The organism is Streptomyces sp. M-16, from assembly GCF_052114405.1.
Taxonomy (GTDB): domain Bacteria; phylum Actinomycetota; class Actinomycetes; order Streptomycetales; family Streptomycetaceae; genus Streptomyces.
Window position 1 is genome coordinate 1 of record NZ_JBFRER010000037.1, and the last position, 19,037, is coordinate 19,037.

The following is a 19,037-nucleotide window of genomic DNA, read 5'->3' on the forward strand; positions in this document are numbered from 1 at the left end:
GAGCGGGAGGGGTGACGCTCCGCGTCATCCCAGGGAGGGCGGCCCGCTCCGCGGCCCGCGAGGGCAAGCTAGGTTGCAAACTAGAAAGTACCTGGTCAGCTGGGGTTCAAACAGACGCAGCGACGCGGGGAGGAGGTGCCTCACCCTGCGGAATTTCGGCTTTCCCAAATTCGGATTCGACTTTCTAATCCCGCTTCGCGGAATTAGAACCAGGTGGCCGATGTTTATCTGTCGCCTTTTCTGGGCTCTGATCTCTTCGCGATAAGAGCCAATAAGGTGATTCTTGCAACGATTTGAATTGGCGTCAACTGGGGCTCTTGAATTTCTTCCATCTTACGCCCCCGTGGGGGTTAGCGAATACCCCAATATTGCTCTTGCGTTGAAGTTCTCGTGGAGGAACTCCGTTGGATCCAGGCTCGGATCGAAAACTGAGCTCCGGTGTCGTCGTCCACGCCTGCGAGGCTGCGGCGCTGTTGGCCTTGGCCGGCCGCCCTTCGAGATGTACCGCTCGCAACGCCCGCGCCCGGCGAAGGAGCTGCTGACAGCCGGAGGCGATCGGGGAGGGTGGGGCGAGCTCGGCAAACTGCGTACTGCTGCGGGGCTACCGCCGTACGAGCCAACCGAAGGCGACCGCGGCGCGGACGCGCGGGCGCAGTTGGAACAGCCTCGGGCGCGGCCCCGTGTGCCTCAGCGGTCGATGGATTGGGGTCCACGGCCTCACCCTCGCAGGAGCAGTGCGGTGGCTGTCACACGGAAAATCGGGGCGGGGGTTCGGAGCGTCTCCCCAAGGTCAGATCCGGCGTGACGGCTTCCCGGCCCGGAGCGTGACAGGGCAGCGTGACAAGGTGCGTGACACCGCGTTCTGCGTGCGCTTCAGCGTGCGTTCCGTTCGAGCATCGGTAGGCGCCCTCAAGCTGGGGCCGGGCAAGCCCAGGTCACTGGGCAAGCCCTGTGTCCTGTGTCACCCAATCTTGAGCTCGTGTCATCGAAGTTTTGAGCGGTGCTCGCCCGGCGGGCCGTGGACCTGTGACCGCCGCGAACGCCCCCCGACGGGAATCACCAGTAGATCACCTGCCGTCGGTTCTGCGGGTCTGGGTGGCCGCATCTGTGCCAGTGACGATGTACCGGCCACTGTCGGAGATCCTCGACTCGTGGTCCTTCCCATCCATTCGCCAATGAACAACGATGCTCCAAATGCATCGGTGTGAGGTGGCGCTGACAGAGAGAGACACTGACTCCTTGTCATCTTCCTTCACCTGATACTTGGGGGATTTGACTTCTTTCCCATTTGCGTCCATGAACACAACCTTTAGAGGTTCGGCGTCAGCGACGAAGTATGTATAGCTCTGGGGGATTCGGGAATAGTGCGTCGGGTCCCAGACGTACACTCCTGCGGTGCTGTTTGGGTCGCAGTCCGCTTTTGGCTCCAACCACGTGACGTCCACGGGCTTGTCAGACTTTCCGCGGAGGGTGAACGAAAGTGTCTGCTTAACCGTTGTGCCTCCGTTCTCCGTCGCCCATGATTCCAGGTTTTCATGTTCGACTTGGTTCGGCGGAGGCACGAGGTCGCCATAGGCTTTTCCTCCGAAGACCCATCCTTCCGTACTGCTCGCTACAGGTTCATCGACATCAATGCTCAGCCCGTGTTGTTCCCCGAAAAAAATGCGCTGCCCAAGGTGATACATGGCTGGCCCCAGCCATTCGGTCACGGCGAACACCGCGATCCCGCCGATCACAGAGAAGACCAGGCCTTTGACGCCAGGCGATTGGCGCCGCCACCACCGCTTGGCCTTTTCATGGAGGCGAGCATGACGCGAGGCATGCGAGTGAACGCGTGCAGGATCCTCCTGTGTCATGAGGCCACGCTAGAACCCGGACCTGCACACGCCAGCGTCCGACACCGCAACCCGCCCGGTTGATGCAATCCCCTTTGTGCCTTGCGTTCGAGCGCGGCCTGCTGGCAGGGACCACAAGCCGAGGCGGCAGGTTGTTCTCCGACTTATCGCCGTCGGCGACGTTCGCGGCGCCACGCTGTGCACGCCCACCGGCCGAGCATCACTCAAACTTCGATGACACGAGCTCAAGATCGGTGTTACAGGACACCCTGCGGGTGGCTGGGCAAGCCAGGCTTGCCCAGCTCCCTCACAGGCTTGCCCAGTGGCCTGGGGAAACAGCCTTCAACCTCACAGATCAATAGTGCGATCCGGGCATCTTGGGCGTTCCACCTCACAGGTTCGAGGCCCTGTGAGGTTGCACCGACGGTTGCAGCAACAGGTGCTTGTACAGGTTGATCGAAAGGTGCACCGGAGGTACTGCCGGAGGTGTGAACCCCCCTTTCGCAATCATGTGCGTTTGCCCTGGTCAGGGCACGTGGGCAAGCCCTCTTCCCCCGACGACACCTCTACCTTCGCGGTAGTCGAAGGGAGAGGTCTCTCCTGATCGGGGGGGCCGGCCGCGCGTGAGGTGCAGGTTCGCTTCTGCGGTGCAACGCGTTGCGCAACACGGCCCTCAGGCAGCCTCAGTGGTGAAGTTCGTGCAGGTCAGCGCAGCAACGCGGCTCCTGGTCCAGGTGCGTGTTGCAGCGCTCTGTTGCACGGTGGGCCCATACTCCCTTTGACCACGGTCTGCCGGGCGTGCCCGAGGCTGGTCAAGGGGGTCCTTTTTGGTGGGGTCCACCAAGCGGGCGGCCAGGGCCCGCCCGGCTGCGGATCAGGCGGGCGGCGGACTCGTGTTGGGTCCGGGGCGTGGGGCAGCGGCCTGCTGGGGGATGGGCTGGATGAGGGCTGCCACCAGAGGCGATGGGGCGGGGAGTCCACGCCTACCGGCTGTCGGTAGGGCTCCGTCCCAGGCAGTAGCTGGGCGCTGAGTACCGTCGTGGCGGGGCATTACTGCTGTCTTACGCTTTTCTGCTTCGGCCTTGTTTCGCTGTTCTTTCGTTTGGTCTTGGACCAGCATGGCGTACCCAATCAGACACGCCACCGGGGAGCAGAAGGCCAGGAAATGAAGGCTGGTGACCGCAGCCTGTGTGAAGTAGGTGCGGACGAAAAACTCTATGTCCGCCATCGGGAGCCGGGAAAGGACAAGGTCACGGATCAGCCTGTCGAACCCAAGAGGGCCCCATACCCAGTAGCCCGCTCCGACGATCATGGGCAGCTTGCGAACGGGCCAAATGTCCCGCGTGATGATCCGCAGCATGAGGAACGCGCTGACGGGCAGAGTGACGACCGCCAGGAAGATCAGGGAAATCAGGATGCGCCAGCCTCCGAGGGCTTCCAGTCCCTTCTTCCCCGAGACGATGCGTTGCGCAGCCAAGGCCGCAGCGTCCTGGTACAGGAACGCCACCAAGCGGGTCATGTCCTCGCTCGCAGTACGCCGCCTCTTGACCGGTGGCTCTTCTTGGTCGTCTTCTTCCTGCTCGGGCTCTGGGCGGACGACGCCGACCACGACGTCTCGGACGATGCCGGCCAGCCGTTCCGGTGTGATCAGGTGCTCGCCCCGCTCGATGCGCATGGTCGCCCGTTTGGGCGCGGCACGTGTGCTGGACCGGGCGTGCGTGTTCCCAGCGAGTTGGTGGACAGCCGCGGGAATCGCGCCGATCGGTTGCACGCCACCGAAGTCGAACCATTCGCCTTCGCCGCGATGGTCAGTAAATGCTTGATGCAGTTGAGCTTCCAGCTCTCGGCCGCCGGGGGTGTACCACAGCACTTCCAGACGATTGGGGTTGCCCGTCTGTAACTCCTTGAGCCGCTTTTCGGGGCTGACGCTAGTACCGATCTTGACCCGAGTCGAACCGGCAGAGCCGATCACATACACGTAGGAGACGCCATCCGGCGTGGAAGAGGCCACGGCCACGACTGTACGAGCGTCTGCTGACATCGCATGGCCCCCTCTGCCAAATCCCCCCAAGCTGAAGCGTTCGGGCGCCAGAAGCGCCTTCTAGCGCCCCGTCACCGTCTTCAGGCTTTGCGACGAGACGTCTGCCAGCCAACCTGCACGAAGCGCCCGCGCCGTTGGGGCAGCGTTGGGACGATCGAGGGTCGCCGTGTGCGGGTTCACCGTGCCGGGTCATCGAGGAGGACGCATGATCCCTGCTGTGCATCACCGTGAGTCTCTTGCCGACTACCTTCGCTACCACCTGAACTTGGCTCCCGAGGTTGAGGCCAGTGCTTTGGACGTGGAAAGGATCGCCCGCGTCGCGGTGCTCGCCGTGGCTCACTCTGAGGAGTACGCGGCCACCGCGCATTTGGTGTCGTTGATGGGGTCGCTGCCGGTGCCGTCTGATGAGCCGAGGGACTTCTGGTTCCGGCTGTGGCAGGCGTCAGGTAGCGCGATCTTCATGCCCGCGAACATCCAGGGGCAGGTACTCCGGGCCCTGCGCGGCGACGGCCTCGGGTTGGCGTTCCAGCTGCTGAACGCGCTCACGGAAATGGATCGTGATCAGCGGGTTGCTGCCGGTCTCGTGATCGCGGAGGTTTTGGAAGAGGTCGACGTCTCGGGATTCCCTCCCGAGAGGATCGGTGAGTGGTGGCTCAGTGATGTCGAAGCGACAGCGTGGCGCATCCTGCATGCGGACAAAAAGCGCGTGACGGTGGCCAGCCAGAAGGAGTTCGAAGCTGGCTGGCGTCGTTCATGATTCACACAAGGCGAGGCGGCCCCAGGTTCTTCGGGGCCGCCTCGCCTTGTGTGGTCAGAAGTTGAAGTCCATGTAGCGGACGTCTCCGAACTCGATTTCCGTGTACTGGTTGTCTCCTCCGGCTTCCCGGATGTACTCGTTCTGGATGTACTCGCGGACGATGCGCTGGGCTTCTTGTTCGTCGCCGTCTTCGAGTGCCTGCCAGAGGGGCGTGGCGTAGTGGGGCGGGAGGGTTTCGGCGATGTGCCGCATGCGCGGGTCCGGGGTGTGCGTGTTGGAGTGGCTGTTGGAGTAGCCGAACTCGGCCTTGCCGCTGATCTTCACGGGGGCGGTCTTGGCCTGCTGGGCGACCTTCTTCTGGACGTTGGGCTTCCAGACCGCGCGTACCTCGCTCGCCAGCTTCTCCTCGATGTGCTTGGGCGGGTTCTTGCGCTTGCCGTTGACGTATCGGCGGAAGGAGTCGGGGTGGATGCCGAGGCGGGCGGCGGCGCGCTGGACGGCGCCGGCCTCACCGCCCTTCTTCTTCTCGTCTCGGAGCAGGGCCGCGGCGCGGCCCTTTGTGGTCTTGGGGATGGCCTGCGCTTCGGTCATCTTGGCGTGGACGGCGCGGCGGAGTCCGTCGAGGAACTTGCCCATGGGGTGTCTCACTCTCCTTCGTCGTTGCGCTCGCCCTCACGGGGGGCGATGTAGCGGGCGGGGTTGACCTTCTCGCTCATCTCGACGTACCAGTCCATGGGACGGGCGCCTTCGAGCTTGGCCCAGCCCGGGGAGACGCCGAGGCGGAAGGCACCGGGTACCTGGCTGCCGTCGGCCGCGCGGGGGATGATCTCCAGCGGGGAGAGACTGTTGGCCGGGTAGATGACGCAGTCGCTGTAGGCGGCGAGCGGGGCCCGGCCGGTGAGCTGCTGGGTCTTCACGATGCGGCGGTGCTGGATGACGCGGGCGGTGGAGATGATGGAGGCCCGGATGTCGGGGCGCCACCAGGGCTTGTCCAGCTCGGGCCAGGGCTGGCCGTCGACGTAGTCGCGGTAGCGGGCGGGGCTGGCGTTGAGCTTGCCGACGCCGGACTTCACGGACTGCTTGATGGCCCGCAGGACGAGGCGCTCGGCCTGGTCGCCTTCGCCGTTCTCGTAACGCTCCATGGCCTCCAGGAAGGCTTCCGGGGTCATGTCTTCGGTGATGCCCAGGCGGGCCATGGTGGTCTTGTAGGCGGCCGCCAGGCGCTCGTTCCAGGGGTCGAGCCAGCCCGCGCCGAGGGGTTCGCGGAGCCAGGCTTCGAGGGGCTGGGGGTTGAGGCCGAGCTTGCGGGCGTAGTCGACGGTCTGGGTGGTGTACCAGCCGGGGCCGGTGGGGCGCTGGCCGTTCGCGGTGAAGGGGTTGGGCAGGCGGGGGTCCAGGTCAGCGCCGGAGAAGTCGACGCGCCAGGCGCCGGGGATCTTGGGGTCGAAGGCGGGGCGGTGGTGGTGGACGGGGTCACTGTCACCGACCCGGAGCCGGGAGGACCCGGACAGGAAGCTGGTGTTGGTGTCGATGCCGACGACGTGCGTGAAGGCGCGCTCGTCGCCTTCGGGGGCGCGGTGCCAGGACCACGCCTCTTCGCGCATGATCTGGTCGTCGGGGCGGGCGTTGCCGTACAGGGCGTGGACGACGGGGTGTTCGGCCCTGGCTTCGCAGGGCGCCGGCTGGCGGGGCTGGGTGAGGGAGCCTTCGACGGGGCCGGAGACGTAGGTCTCGGTGACCTCCCCGGTCTCCTCGTCGGTGGTCTCGACTCGGACGGGGCGGGTGGCGGGGCGCAGCTGGAGCATGAGTTCCAGCCCGGAGGTGGCCATGGTTCCCCGGGGGGCGATGACGCGCTGGGCGTAGGTGCCCAGGGTCCGGGCGATCTCGGGAGCGGCCATGTCCTGGGGCAGTGACCAGCCGGATTCCTTGCCGAGGGCGCCCCAGGGTGCGATGGCGAGCTGGACGCACATGCGGCGTCCGCCTTCGACGGGCCGGTAGATGCGCGGCCAGGGGCCGAAGCCGCGGCGGGTGAGGGACCAGCCGGCCTTCTCGATGGCCTTGATGACCCGGTGCCCGTCTGCGAGTCGCTGGCCGCGTTCGTCTTCGAGGTCGGTGGGCAGGCCGAGCTTCTTCGTCGCGTTGGCGGTGAGGATGACGAGCGGGTCGGAGTCGGTGCCCCAGCGGTGCAGGCGGGCCTGGCCGAGTCCGGCGTCCAGCGCCCACTTCACCAGGGTCGGGATGGAGCGGGCGGGGCAGTCGATCGTGCGGCCGTCGACGAGGTGGGCGACGAGCTGGCCGTCCTGCGTGGTGTCGAGGACGGCGAGCGGCCCGTTGGGGAAGTTCTCGGTGGTGGCCGGAACTTCGAGCTGGGCCCGGGACTTGTGTGCGGGCGCCGTGATGACGCTGGGACGCGGGGAGGGGGTCTCGGCGGGCGCGGCGACCTGGGCCGGGATCGACGGCGTCACCGGGACCGCGGGCGCGGCCGGCTTCTGGGCGAGGTGGGGGAACGCCTGGGCGTTGAGGTGCTGCATGTCGGGGTGGAGGTAGCCGACGTCGCAGCGCATGACGCCGGGGATCTCCATGTGCGCCCACTCGCCGTTGCTCTGGTGGGTGGTGTGGTGTCCGCAGCGCACGCAGGTGCCGCCGGGGACGTCGTCCATCTGCACAGCCATGCGGGTCTCCTCCTCGGCTGCAGGCGGGGTGCTGGCCGGGGCGGCCTGGTGGGCGGCGCCGATTTCGGGCTCGTCGGTGAGGGTGTCCTGGACGGGGCTGTCGCCCTGCGGCGTGCCGCTGTCGTCTCCGGGGCCCTCGCCGCCTCCCCCTTCGGTGCCCGGGGTGGGGTCTTCGTCGGTGTCGTCTCCGGTGGGGAGGACGAAGGTGTAGGTGTCGACGGTCGTACGGCCGGTGCGGACCTTGTTGCGGAGCTGGTTGTTCGTGATGAGGCGGCCGTCGTCGCGGAGGTCGCGCAGGCCCAGGAGCGCGTCTTCGATGTTCGCGGCGGCGGCGATGGCCTTGATCCCGTTGGAGAACACCGCGACGTGCTGGGGGGCGAGGTAGAAGCCTTCGAGTTCGCGCGAGGCGAGCTGCGGGGCGTTCTCGCCGCCCTGGATGTACGCCTTGTAGAGCTCGAAGTCGGGGAAGGCGCCCGGCCGGGAGGAGACGGCCTGGACGACGGCGGCCAGGAGGCGGTCGGCCGGGTTGCCGCCGCGCTCCTCCAGCTCCATGGTCAGGGTGCCGAGGCGCTCCCGGGCCGCGCGGAGGGCGGCGTCGCGCAGGCCGGTGACGTCCAGCATCTCTTCCAGGCGTTCGGCGCCGGCGACCGCGAGGGCCAGGTGCTCGCCGAGGGTGGAGGCCACGCCGTCGACGCCGCTGCCCAGCTCGTCTTCCGCCTTGGCGACGGCGTCGCGGAAGTCGTTCAGGCGCAGATCGGCCAGGAGCCAGCGCAGCGGCCAGCCGTAGGCGCGGTAGCTGAGCTGCTTGACGCGCTTGGCGGTCTGGCCGTCCTTGACGATGGGGGTGGGGATTTCCACGACGCGGGCGGCGATGCCCTCGTTGGTGATGCGGCCGGTGACCGAGACGTTGCCGGTGGCGAAGAGGACCGATTCCCATCCGGCGGTGGTGCGGGAGCCACCGCCGCGCAGGCCGATGGTGCGCTTGGCGCCGTCGGTGGTGGTGAAGATGGTCTGCTCCAGCTTGGGGCCGGAGAGTCCGGAGGCTCCCAGCTCGTCGCGGAAGGCGGTGACGATGCCGAGGGCGCCCAGGCTTTCCATCAGGCCGATCGGGCTGACGCTCCACCCGGTGACGACGTACTTGGGGTTGCCGAAGATCGCGGCGCCCGCGTCCATGCCGGTGGTCTTGCCCTGGCGGGCTCCGCCGACCGCCAGAACCCAGAAGCCCTGGCGCTCCAGCGGGCTGAGGTAGACGCCGCCCAGCGCGGCGCCGAGCATCAGGGCCAGGCGCTCGTTGCCGTCTTCGGCGGCGAGGGTGAGCAGCTTCTGCCAGTTGGTGCGGGCCCGGCCTTCGCTGAGGATCTCGACGAAGTATCCGGGCGGGGCGACGTCGCCGGAGGGCACGACGAGGGTGTCCTCGTTGACCCAGCGCGGGACTGCTTCCTGCTCGGGGGCGTAGGTGACTGCGATCTCGTTGATGGCAGTCTGGACGGCCTTCTGCACCTTGTCGTCGGCGGACAGCGGCACGTTCAGCATCTGCGCCCACTCGCCGGTCTTGATCTGGTCGGGGGTGCACTTGGCGATCTCGGCGCCCTCGTCCAGGGACATCGTCAGGCGCAGGTCGTGGCGGGCGCGGCGGGCGGCGCCGTCGCGGACCACCAGCTGCTCCAGCACGTAGGGCAGGACGGAGGAGAACTCCCAGACCTCGACGCGTTCGCCGGTGCGGGGGTCGCGGACGGTGGTGAGGCGGTAGACGCCGCGGTCGAACTCGTCGCTGCCGTCGCCCAGCGAGTAGCGCCACTGGCCTGTCGACATGGCGAGGGGGTTGGCCGGCTCGATCTCGGCGGGCTTGGGGCCGCGACGCTTCGGGCCGGTCTTCTCCTTGGGCTCCGCCTTCTTGGCCGGGGACTTCTCCGGGGCGGGAGCCGGGGCCGGGGCGGCGGGTTCGGCGAGCGCGCCTTCCAGCGTGAGGGCGTCGACGTCCTCGAAGTCGTCCAGGGTGTGGCCGGCCTGGAGGTGGTCGGTGGCGTCCGCTCCGTCCGCGTCGACGGCCGCGCGCACGACGCGGACGGAGGCCGCGACGCCGTCGAGCTCGTCTGCGACCTGGGCGGCGTGGCGGTAGCCGACGAGGTCGTTGTCGGCGACGACCACGACGTGCGCGCCGCGGAGCTGCTCGGTGTGCTGGCTGGACCAGGACCCGGCGCCGTTGGAGTGCGAGGTGCCCACGCCTCCGGCCGCGATGACGGCGTCGGCGTCGCCTTCGCCCTCGGTGACGTGGATGGTGCGGCCGTCCTTGATGGCGGCGGCAACGAGGGGGAGGTTGTAGAGGCCGAGCCAGTCGCCGAGCTTGCGGCCCGGGTAGGGGTTCTTGCCGTCCGGGTACGAGGTCGCGAAGCGGCGGCCCTTCTTCTTGTCCGGGCAGGCCGCGTCCGTGCACTTGTGCCGGTGGACCCGGGCGAGGATCACACCGTCGACGTCGGTGTAGGTGTGGGTGGTCTCGGCGAACGTGTGGGTGTGCCCGGCCAGAGCCTTCTTGAGGCGGGCCTGGGTGGCCTTGCGGGCCTTGGCCACGTCCTTGTCCGGGGTACGGCTCGGCGCGGGCGCAGGCTCGGGCGCGGCCTCGGGGGACGTACGGCGACGCGGGAGGGAGGTGCCCCGGGCGCCGCTCTTGGCCTGGGCCTCCGGGGACAGGCCGTCGTACAGGTCGGCCCAGCTCAGGCCGAGGGCGTCGATGACGGCCCGGCGGTCGCAGCCGCCCTTGCACTCGAAGACGACCCGGCCGGCCTTGTCGTGGGTCGGCGGCTTCCAGTCGGCGGAGAGCGAGGGGCTGTTCACGTCGTGCACGGGGCACAGGGCGTCCAGGCCGTCACCGCGCGGGCGCGGGTTGCAGTCGTGCGCCTCGAGCGCGGCGAGGAACCGCTGGAGGCTCACCCGGTCGTGGGAGCCCTGGGTGGACGTTTGGGTGGTGGGGGAAGTCACCGGGCACCACCGCCGGAGATGGACACGGCCGGGGTGACATTCGGGACATTTGAACTGCTGGTGTAGTGGATGGCCGAAGCCATGGGTACCCTCTCAACTAGCGAGGGCATCGCTTCCTGAACCAGCAGCGGTTGATAAGGCCGCCTTCCGGGCTTGATAACCCCGGTCGGGAACAGGTCGCGATGCTTGTGAATAGATGAGGGCCCGGAGAACCTGAGCAGGGGGAACCGGGCCTTTGTCGTGTCCGGGGTCAGGCGACCGCTATCACCCTGGACTCCTCGTCCCGGGCGCGCATGATCTCCCGCACCAGATCCTGCAAGTCGTATGTCGCGTTCAGGAACGCCTGCGGGTCCTCGGCCAGAGCACGCGCCGAGCGTTCGCTGAGCAGACCCACCGACAGCGCGATCGCCATCCGCCGGCCGTTGTCCGGGGAGATCCCACGCCGGACGTCGTGTCCGGGCACGCCCGCTCTCGCGGCGATCGAAGCAGCAGTCGGTCGCGTGACCGCGCCGGACATCCGCGCGATCTCCGCAGCCGTCACCCCCACCCGTTGATCCGGGCCACGGTGAGATGAGCTCATGAGCTTCTCCCCATCCTCCATGCGAAAAATCATCAGACGTCAACCTACACCACGCCAGCGACTTCGGGATCACAACGCGCCACCTTCAAAAACGTTCGTCACAGCGGTACTTCAGTCGGATAGGCCGATGAGCCGGGCTGGCGCGTGCCAGCCCGGCCCCCAGCTCGGGGTCAGTTGGGCGTCGGCGCATCCGAGTGCTGGCGCACCGGCATCAGCAGGTAGCGCAGGGCGCACCGGTCGGAGTCGGGCGTGTGGAGGAGGACCGGCCGGTCGGGCCGGGTCAGACTCAGCTGCACGGTGCGGGACTTGAGGGCCCGCAGACCGCCGAGCAGGTACGTCGGGCTGAGGGCCAGGCGGATCGGCTCACCCTTGACGGAGCGGGCGTCCAGCTCGTCCCTGGTCCGCGCCTCGTAGCGGGATCCGCCCGCGATGACGACGGGAGCGCCGGGCTGGATCGTGAGGCAGACCGGGACGTAGTCGCCCGCCACGGCGACGGCGCGGCGCACCACTTCGACCAGTGCCATGCGGTCCAGCACCGCAGTGGTCGCGAAGGACTTCGGGGTGAGCTTGCCGAGGTCCGGGTAGTGGGTGGCCTCCAGCAGCGTGTGGGCGACGGTCATGCCGGGCGTCGACACGGAGAACCGCTGTCCCTCGGCCGAGGGCAGGCCGATGGTCACGGTCTCGGCGTGCCGGACGTCGGCGGCCGTCGCGCGCAGTGCCTTGCCGGGGACGAGGCAGAGCTGGGACGGGGCCCGGCGGGCGGTCCGCTCGATCGGGATGGACCGGAAGGAGGCGCGGTGCCGGTCGGTGGAGGACAGCCGGAGCTCGTGGCCGGCCAGTTCGACGCGGATGCCGCCGAGCATGGGAAGCGTGTCGTCGGTCCCGACGGTCACGGCGACCTGGTTGACGGCCGCCACGAAGTCCCGGCCGCTGACCGTCCCGACGGTCCTGGGCAGGTCGGGCATCGCCGGGTACTCGGCGTCCAGGAGCGGGACGCAGACGCTGCTCGCGCCGAAGGCGAAGTTCGCGATGCCGGTGTCGACGGTGATGTCGAGCGGGGCCTTGGCGGGGAGGGTGCGGGCGATGGCGGTGAGCATCCGGCCGGGCAGGACGGCGGTGCCGGCCAGGTGCACGGCCGCCGGGACTGCGGTGCGCACCCCGATCGTCGGGTCGCCGGAGGCGGTGAGGGTCAGCTGCTGTCCGTCGGCGGTCAGCTGGAGCCCGGCCGCGATCGGCTCGGTGGGCCGGGCGGGGATGCGGCGGCCGACCAGGCGCAGGGCATCGGTCAGGGTCTCGGTGGTGAGGGTGAGCTTCATGCGGCGGTGCTCCTTCCAGAGGACTGCGGACGCGGGGAGGGGGTGGGGTGGAGGTCGATCGGGCCGGGCCCGTACGTGCCGGGCGCGGGCGGGGAGAGGACGGCCTTGAGCTGGCCCCGGTAGAAGAGCCGGCCGTCGTCCCCGAGCTCGAAGGGGACGGGCTCCGGCTCGCCCTTGGGGCGCGGGACCGGCTCGTACACCGGGACGGTGTCGATCCGTTCGCCGTCGATGAGGAGCCCGCGGTGGTCGCAGCGGATGACGTGGCCGTAGCGGTGGACTTCGAGGGCCTGGCGGTTGGCGGTCTTGTCCTCGCGGTCCCAGCGCCACGGGCGCAGGTAGTCGCTCATGCCGCCATCTCCAGCTCGGTGCCGGTGATGGCCTCGGTGAGCGCGGAGACGAGGACTTCGGCGACCGGCGGGGTCACCGCGTTGCCCAGCAGCCGGACCCGGTCGCGCTTGCTGCGGGCGGCGAGCTGGTAGTCGTCGGCGAACGCCATGCCGCGGCCGATCTCGTGCGGCTCGAGCATCCGGTAGAGGACGTCCTGGATGTCGATGTCGGCGAGGGACTGCACCAGCGCCCACCGGTCGCGCGTGGTGAAGGCGCCGACCGGCGCGGTGGCGGGGACGGCGTTGCCGTTGCCGTAGTACGGCACCAGCAGCGTCTGGAGGTCCTCGCCGGAGATGCCGGGCGGGGTGACCAGGCCGTGGTGGTTGCCGCCCGCGGTGACGGCGTGCAGCGGGACCGAGAGCGGACGGGCCCGCTCGGAGTCCCCTCCCCCGCGTACCGGGGTCACGAAGGGCTCGAAGACGCCCGGCGGCAGCCAGGCAAGTCCTGTCTCGTTGCGGGCCGTCTGCGTGCGCAGCGGGCGGTGGACCGGGCTGGCTTCCTTGCCGTCGCGGCCCTCGGAGGGGATCAGCAGCGGCGGCACCGCGAGCGCGTCGTTCTCGCGCGTCGTCCTGGTCGGCATGGGGGCGGACACCGGCGTCGCGGACTCCCGCCAGGTCCCGCCGGAGGGCACCATCACCGGCTGGGCGAAGCGCTCCAGGCCCGCCCTGATCCGGGCGATGGTCTTGGGCTTGAGGCCCTCGGGGGCGTCCGCCGTGCGCGGCCGGCTCCCGATCGGGGTGCCGGGGATCGTCCAGTCGATCGCGGCGAGGGCGGGCAGGACTTCCGGCTCCACGATCTGGTTCCGGCAGCTGGTGGACGGGCACCGGTACACGTACTGCCCGGAGCGGATCCCGTAGCGGCCCATGTCGGCGCCCGGCTTCTTGAACACCTGCATCGCCCGGACGACCCGCTCGCAGCCGGAGCACCAGGCAGCCGGCCGCAGCCACTTGTTCCAGTCCGGGCTCCGGCCCAGCGAGCGGTGCCAGTAGGCGACGTAGAGGCGGTCGCGGGACTGCGGGGCGCGCAGCAGGGTCGGCGCCTGGGCGTGCATGCTGTTCAGCGCGATCGTCTTCGTGGCGTAGCCGAGCTTGTGGAGCTCGCCCAGCCAGCGGTCCCACTCCACCCAGGCCCGGCAGTCGATGACGTTCTCCACGACACCGGCGAGGACCAGGCCGCCGCGCTCCTGCACCCCGCGCAGGTACATCGGGACCTCTTCCATCAAGGCGCGGGAGCGCTCGTCCGCCGGGTCCCGGGGCTTCTCGAAGCCGGGCAGTTCCTCCTGCGCGGTGTGGAAGTCGCGCTTCTTGCCGCGGGCGTTGGTCCACTTCGGGCACTCCGGGGAGGCCCAGAAGATCTGGGCGGCCGGCCACTTCTCCACCGGGGCCTGGCGGATGTCGCCCTTCCAGTGGTCGGCGTGCGGGAAGTTGAGGGCGTGGGATTCGATCGCCGGGTCCCAGTGGTTGGCGGCCCGGGTGACCCGGACGCCGGGGACCGCGTCGATCCCCTGCGAGCTGCCACCGGCGCCGCAGAACCAGTCCATGGCGTTGATCTCGCCGTCGTGCCGGTAGCTGCTCACAGCCAGACCTCCGGGGCGGTGTCGGTGTCGAAGGTGAAGGTCATGGCGCCGGGGCCCGGCTGGATGCGGCCGTGCTCCTCGAGGAGGTCCAGGTGGCCCTCGGTGCAGATCAGGCGGCCGTCCTCCAGCAGCTCCCACTCGTAGGTGGAGGCGACCTCACGGGCCTGCTGCTCGGTGTCGAAGTGGGCTTCGCCGCCGTCGGGGTTCTCCAGGACCTGGCCGCACTCGTCGCAGACGGCGGCCAGGCACGTCACGGTCTTGAGAGCCATCACCGCACCGCCTTCGCGGGGCGGCCGAGGGGGCGGACCTTCCAGCCCTTGTCGCGCCAGGTGCGGATCGTTCCCTTGGTGATGCCGAGGTAGAGGCCGACGTCGGTCGGGCCCATGCCCTTCGCGGTCAGCAGACGCGCGACCTCGATCTCCTCGGGCCGGGTCAGGCCGCAGGGGAGTTCGCCGTTGACGGCGAGCTCGACGGCAATCCAGTCGATGCCGCGCTCCTCGTCCACGGTGACCGCGCTGGTGGTGGCGAGGCTGATGCGGCCCTGGCCGGTGCCCAGGCGGTGGGCGGTCCTCATCCGTCGGCGGGTCATGCCGCCACCGCCTCGGGCAGGACGACGACGAACTCGTCGCGGCGGGCGGCGAAGTGGACGTGCGCACCGTTCCCGCTGGCGGCGGCGAGCTGGTCGGCCTCGGTCAGCGCGCGGGGGTTTCCCGCGGGAAACGTCTCGACGCGGCGGCAGGGGCGGCCGTCGCAGTCGGCGCACCAGGAGTCGGTGGGCGGGCACGCGGCGGTGCCGCTTGCGTCCCGGGCGATCGGTGTGGTCATCTCGGTCTATCCCTTCGGGGTGTGTGCGGGGCGCGTCCACTTGCTTGCTGGCTGGGGGACGCGCCCCGTCCCTGTGTCTGGGTGCTGGTGGTCAGAGGGCCTGCGGGCAGTACGGGCAGTCGCAGTGATGGCCGGCGAAGACGGCGCGTTCGCGCTCGTGCTCGGCGGCGGGGTCTGCGGCCAGGCGCGGCCAGCGGCCCGAGTTCCGCTCGGCCTGGACGACGGTGCGGACCTGGTCGACGGCGCCGCTGACGACGCCGAGGCGGAAGGCGATCAGGGACGGGTGTTCCTTGATGTGGCCGCGTACGAGGACGTCGGCGAGGTCCACGACCATGCCGTGCGCGGCGATCTGCACGGCGTCGAGGGTGTTGTTCACGTCGCTCACGAGTCGCTGCCTTTCGGTGGGCCGCCGGGACCGGGTGGTCCCGGCGGAAACGCGAGTCGAACATGCGGAGCCTGTGGAAGCGGGACGCGGAAAATGCGTCCCGCCGCAGGTCAGCTGTGGATAACTCCGAGGGCGACGGCGCGCAGTTCGGCGTGGGCGAGGTAGTCGATGGCCACGCGGCGGCCCTTGTCGCCGGGCAGGCGCAGGACGCCGGTCCCGCGTCCGGCACTGGTGAGGGCGGGGTCAACACCCAGGCGGGACAGGAGCTGACGGCTGGGTCGGCCCATGACGACGGTGGCCATCTTGTTCAGGACGTCCTGGTCGCCGAGGCCGAACCAGCGGAGCGCGGAGAGATCGGCGTCGACGGCAAGGCGGCACCCGACGCTGCCGCCGATCAGCACGATGGCCCGGAGCAGCCGCACAGCGGCGTCGAGCCTGGCCTGGTCTCCCCCGTTGATGCGGGCCAGGATCTGCGGGAGTTCTTCGACGACCAGGAGCCTCTGCGGACCCGTTTCCCCGGAGGTGTGCCGGCGCATCATCTCGGCGTGGAAGAGGCTGATCTCTTCCACCATCGTGTGCGGGGAGCTGCTGAGGCTGAGGCCCGGCAGGCCGTCCAAGACCTCGAAGCTGGTCCGCTTGGGGTCGATGACGGTGACGGTGGCGCCGTCGGCGAGGGCATGCGCGGCGACACTGCGCAGGAGGGAGGAGACGCCGCCTCCGGTCCATCCGGCGGCCAGCAGGTGCGGGTGCTGGTTGAGGTCGAGGGTGACGGCCTCGCCGGTGTCGAGGTCGGTGCCCAGGGCCAGGTGGTGGTGGTTGTGCGCCTGGGGGATGCGGTTCGTGGTCATCGGGGTGCCCTTCTGGCAGACGTGGTCGTGGTGTGGCGGTTCAGTGGTGGAGGGCGCCGAGGGCGAGGCTGCGGGCCTGCTCGGCGGTGATGTGCGTGAGGTCGAGCTGGCGGCCCTGGGCGGCGGCCGGGGTGCGCCAGATCGCGGCACCTGCGCGGGGGCGCTCCAGGAGCGGGTCGACGCCCAGCAGGCGGGCCAGGTCGTGGTCGGCGGGGCCGATCACGAGGGTGGCGGTGGCCGACCGGAGCAGGTCGGCGTCCAGCTGCTGCATGACGGTCGCGGCGTCGATGTCGGTGATGAGGTGGACGCCCGCGGCTCGGCCGGTCAGGAGGATCCGCTTGAGGTCGGTCAGCGCCCACAGCAGGTCGTGGTCCTCTTCGTCCCTGGCGTTGTGCCACAGGGCCGCCAGGCCGTCGACGGCCAGGACCCGGCGCCCGGAGATCAGGGCGGGGTCCGTCGCGGCGCCGCGGAGGCGGTCCTCCATGTCTCCGACGTAGGAGCGGATGACATCGCGGACCTCGCCCGGCTCGTAGGCGACGTCGAGGCCGGGGATGTCGGCGAACTCCTCGTACTCGGCGGTCCAGCCGTCGATGACGGTGGCGGTGCCGCCGGTGGCGACGGTGTGCGCGGCGATCAGCCGGATCAGGGACGTGGTGCCGTACCCGGCCCCGGCCGCGATCGTCAGGTGCGGGGTCGTGTCCCAGTCCAGGAGGACCGGGGCGCCGGTGGCCGGGTCGGTACCGAGGGGCACCAGGTGGGCCTGGGCCGGGTCGGGGGTGGAGGCGGTGGTCATGGTTCCTCGTCTCGGTCGGTCAGTGAGCGGTCATGGTCTGCGGGAAAGCGGACAGGTCAGTCGCCGGCCGATTCGGCGATCACGGCGGCGCGCTCAAGGAGCTCGAGGACGGCGCCGACGGTGAGCTGGCCGATGTTGTTGGCGACGGCGATGTCGTGGCGGCGGCGTACGTCGGCCGGGTCCAGACCGCAGGCGCGGGCCTCGGCGTCGAGCCGGGCGAGGTACGCGTCGGAGGGCCGGGCGTAGGAGGCCGGTTCGGTCATCGCGGCGCGGATGTGGACGTGGGAGCGCAGCGCGGTGTCGGCCTCGGCGGCTACGGCCTGGAGCGCGCCGAGGATGCAGTGCCGGCCGCTGGCGTCGGTGAGTTCGCCACGGCACCATCCGGCGGTGGCCAGGACGGCGGCGGCGCGGCGGATGTGGACGCTGGCCAGGTGGGCGGGGCGCAGGTGTCGGCGGGTGAGCCGCTCCAGCAGGGTGGGGCGGGCCCCCAGCTGGGCGGCGGCGGTCGCGCGCTCGTTGCGCTCGACCTCGGCGAGCCCGGCCGCGACGAGCGCGGCGATGTCGATCCCGGTCCCCCGCCCGGTGACGGCAACCGGCGACGCGGGGAGGGGGTTGGCGGGGGTGATCTGGGCCAGCCATGCCTCGACCTCGTCGGCGAGGTGCCGGGTGCTGGTCTCGATCTCGGCGAGGGAAGCGGTCATGATGGTGATCTCCGGTTCTCTGTTGGGGTGCCGGGGGCCCGGGGCGGTCGACGCACTTTTGCCGGTGGTGACGGCCGTCCCGGGGCGTAGCTAGCGGCGGGTGACGTCCCAGACCTGGAGCGGTCGGGCGGGGTCGTCGAGGACCAAGTCCGCGTCACGGCGGTGCCGGACGGCGGCCAGGTCTCCGGCCTCGGCCAGGGCGAGTTCGCGGGCCTCGCGGCTGACCGTCGCGGTGACGACCAGGCACTGCCAGCCCCGGGCGCCGGTGGCCTTGTCGCGGGTGGGGATGTCGACGCGGTACTTCATGGCGGGCCTCCTCTTTCGTTCTCGGTGTCAGGCCGCGATCGGCTCGTCGTCGGCCCAGTCCTCGTCGTCCTCCAGCTCCTCGCCGTCCCCGTCGCCCGCGGTGGCCGGGAGGGTGCCGTGCGCGGCGCGGGCCAGGAGGATCAGCAGGTCGTCCGCCATCTCGGCGGCGCCGCCCAGGAGCTCGGCCAGCTCGCTGTGCTCGGCGGCCTGCGCGGCGGCGGTCATCGACTCCAGGAGCGCGGTGATGTCGGCGACCCGGCTGCGGGTGGACAGGAGCTGCGGCTGGTGGTCGGCCGGCTCGCGCAGCTGGCGGATCGCCGTGAGCGCGAGGGTCTGCGGGTCGGCGAACGCGGTGTCGGTCTGGGCGTCGAGGGCGGCGATCAGGTCGCCCTGGTCGGTGAAGACCGTCGCGGTGACGTTGGCGGTGGCGGTGGTCAGCTGGTGGATGCTCATGTCGGTTCTCCTCCGGGTGATCGGGACTTGGGCGGTGCGGTGGCGGGCGGGCCCGCCGGGGATATGCCGGGTCAGTTCAGGGAGGTGCTGCGGCAGGATCCGTCGTCGTCGCAGTCGGGCCGGCCCTCGATGTCTCCGGCGAGGAGCGCGGCCCCGGAGAGGGCGGCGAGCGTGCCGACCAGGTCGTCCTGCGTGGTGACCTCGAAGGACTGGTAGCCCTTGCCGCAGGCGCACGGGGCCAGCAGCGTCGCCTCCGAGTCACCGCTGAACCCGGGCTCGGTCGGCCACCAGGTGTGGTGGAGCCACACCCCGTGACCGAGGTGGACGACCGCGGCGGCCGGGACGTAGTAGACGTCCAGGCGGAGCGAGGGGAACGCCGTCCACGCGTCCGGGGTGGACAGAGCGGCGGCCAGCGACTGCGGGAGGTCGGTGACCCAGCGGCCGGCGGCCTCCATCGCCCCGGCCCGCTCGTTCAGGTCGGCGATGCGGCGGACGGCCTCGGGGCTGTGGAACTCGGCGTACGCGGTGAGCAGCTGCTCCAGCGCGCTCTGCTCGGCCGGCTGCGTCGGGGTGTTCACGGGGTTCT

At 70.0% G+C, this 19,037-nt stretch carries 19 protein-coding genes; 1 reads left to right on the top strand and 18 read right to left on the bottom strand.

Features of this window, described 5'->3' with window-relative positions; genetic code table 11:
- Positions 1-1,067: 1,067 nt before the first annotated feature.
- A complete protein-coding gene (locus tag AB4039_RS18895; RefSeq protein ID WP_442271250.1) occupies positions 1,068-1,856 on the bottom strand; it encodes a hypothetical protein in 789 nt (262 codons plus the stop codon).
- 853 nt (positions 1,857-2,709) lie between these two features.
- Positions 2,710-3,846, bottom strand: a complete 1,137-nt coding sequence (locus tag AB4039_RS18900) for a GIY-YIG nuclease family protein (protein ID WP_442271251.1) — start codon at positions 3,844-3,846, stop codon at positions 2,710-2,712.
- A gap of 235 nt (positions 3,847-4,081) precedes the next feature.
- Here AB4039_RS18900 and AB4039_RS18905 point away from each other — a divergent pair, with 235 nt between their 5' ends.
- Positions 4,082-4,633, top strand: coding sequence for a hypothetical protein (locus AB4039_RS18905; RefSeq protein ID WP_442271252.1), 552 nt, complete (start codon positions 4,082-4,084; stop codon positions 4,631-4,633).
- 54 nt (positions 4,634-4,687) lie between these two features.
- On the opposite strand, the gene tpg is transcribed toward AB4039_RS18905, so the two are convergent.
- The 16 genes from tpg to AB4039_RS18985 all read right to left on the bottom strand — a co-directional run bounded on the left by tpg (position 4,688) and on the right by AB4039_RS18985 (position 19,029).
- Positions 4,688-5,269: a telomere-protecting terminal protein Tpg gene (gene tpg, locus AB4039_RS18910; protein WP_442271253.1), complete on the bottom strand. Its 582-nt coding sequence runs from the start codon at positions 5,267-5,269 to the stop codon at positions 4,688-4,690.
- Between the two features lie 8 nt (positions 5,270-5,277).
- Complete coding sequence (gene tap / locus AB4039_RS18915) at positions 5,278-10,281, bottom strand: telomere-associated protein Tap (RefSeq protein ID WP_442271254.1); 5,004 nt, start codon at positions 10,279-10,281, stop codon at positions 5,278-5,280.
- Positions 10,282-10,531: 250 nt separating this feature from the next.
- Complete coding sequence (locus AB4039_RS18920) at positions 10,532-10,894, bottom strand: hypothetical protein (RefSeq protein WP_442271255.1); 363 nt, start codon at positions 10,892-10,894, stop codon at positions 10,532-10,534.
- Positions 10,895-11,031: 137 nt separating this feature from the next.
- On the bottom strand, positions 11,032-12,177 hold the full coding sequence (dnaN, locus tag AB4039_RS18925; protein ID WP_442271256.1) for a DNA polymerase III subunit beta: 1,146 nt from the start codon (positions 12,175-12,177) through the stop codon (positions 11,032-11,034).
- Positions 12,174-12,524 carry a hypothetical protein gene (locus AB4039_RS18930; protein WP_136216812.1) on the bottom strand — a complete coding sequence of 117 codons (351 nt, stop codon included), beginning with the start codon at positions 12,522-12,524 and terminating at the stop codon, positions 12,174-12,176. Before AB4039_RS18930 ends, dnaN begins: the two co-directional genes overlap by 4 nt.
- Positions 12,521-14,140, bottom strand: coding sequence for a DNA cytosine methyltransferase (locus AB4039_RS18935; RefSeq protein ID WP_240802014.1), 1,620 nt, complete (start codon positions 14,138-14,140; stop codon positions 12,521-12,523). The genes AB4039_RS18930 and AB4039_RS18935 overlap by 4 nt, the downstream gene beginning before the upstream one ends.
- Positions 14,137-14,409, bottom strand: a complete 273-nt coding sequence (locus tag AB4039_RS18940) for a hypothetical protein (protein WP_442271257.1) — start codon at positions 14,407-14,409, stop codon at positions 14,137-14,139. The genes AB4039_RS18935 and AB4039_RS18940 overlap by 4 nt, the downstream gene beginning before the upstream one ends.
- Complete coding sequence (locus tag AB4039_RS18945; protein ID WP_442271258.1) at positions 14,409-14,729, bottom strand: hypothetical protein; 321 nt, start codon at positions 14,727-14,729, stop codon at positions 14,409-14,411. Before AB4039_RS18945 ends, AB4039_RS18940 begins: the two co-directional genes overlap by 1 nt.
- Positions 14,726-14,965: a hypothetical protein gene (locus AB4039_RS18950; RefSeq protein ID WP_136216815.1), complete on the bottom strand. Its 240-nt coding sequence runs from the start codon at positions 14,963-14,965 to the stop codon at positions 14,726-14,728. Before AB4039_RS18950 ends, AB4039_RS18945 begins: the two co-directional genes overlap by 4 nt.
- Before the next feature lie 91 nt (positions 14,966-15,056).
- Positions 15,057-15,350: a hypothetical protein gene (locus AB4039_RS18955; RefSeq protein ID WP_136216816.1), complete on the bottom strand. Its 294-nt coding sequence runs from the start codon at positions 15,348-15,350 to the stop codon at positions 15,057-15,059.
- 110 nt (positions 15,351-15,460) lie between these two features.
- Positions 15,461-16,198 carry an FtsK/SpoIIIE domain-containing protein gene (locus tag AB4039_RS18960; RefSeq protein WP_442271259.1) on the bottom strand — a complete coding sequence of 246 codons (738 nt, stop codon included), beginning with the start codon at positions 16,196-16,198 and terminating at the stop codon, positions 15,461-15,463.
- Positions 16,199-16,238: 40 nt separating this feature from the next.
- The gene (locus AB4039_RS18965) at positions 16,239-16,991 is read right to left on the bottom strand and encodes a hypothetical protein (RefSeq protein WP_442271260.1); all 753 of its coding nucleotides are present in this window, start codon (positions 16,989-16,991) and stop codon (positions 16,239-16,241) included.
- A gap of 56 nt (positions 16,992-17,047) precedes the next feature.
- Positions 17,048-17,692: a DUF6197 family protein gene (locus tag AB4039_RS18970; RefSeq protein WP_442271261.1), complete on the bottom strand. Its 645-nt coding sequence runs from the start codon at positions 17,690-17,692 to the stop codon at positions 17,048-17,050.
- A gap of 90 nt (positions 17,693-17,782) precedes the next feature.
- Complete coding sequence (locus tag AB4039_RS18975; RefSeq protein ID WP_136216820.1) at positions 17,783-17,998, bottom strand: hypothetical protein; 216 nt, start codon at positions 17,996-17,998, stop codon at positions 17,783-17,785.
- A gap of 27 nt (positions 17,999-18,025) precedes the next feature.
- Entirely contained in the window at positions 18,026-18,451 is a 426-nt protein-coding gene (locus tag AB4039_RS18980; protein WP_442271262.1) for a hypothetical protein, read from the bottom strand.
- A 71-nt stretch (positions 18,452-18,522) separates the two neighbouring features.
- A complete protein-coding gene (locus tag AB4039_RS18985; protein ID WP_442271263.1) occupies positions 18,523-19,029 on the bottom strand; it encodes a hypothetical protein in 507 nt (168 codons plus the stop codon).
- Positions 19,030-19,037: the final 8 nt, after the last annotated feature.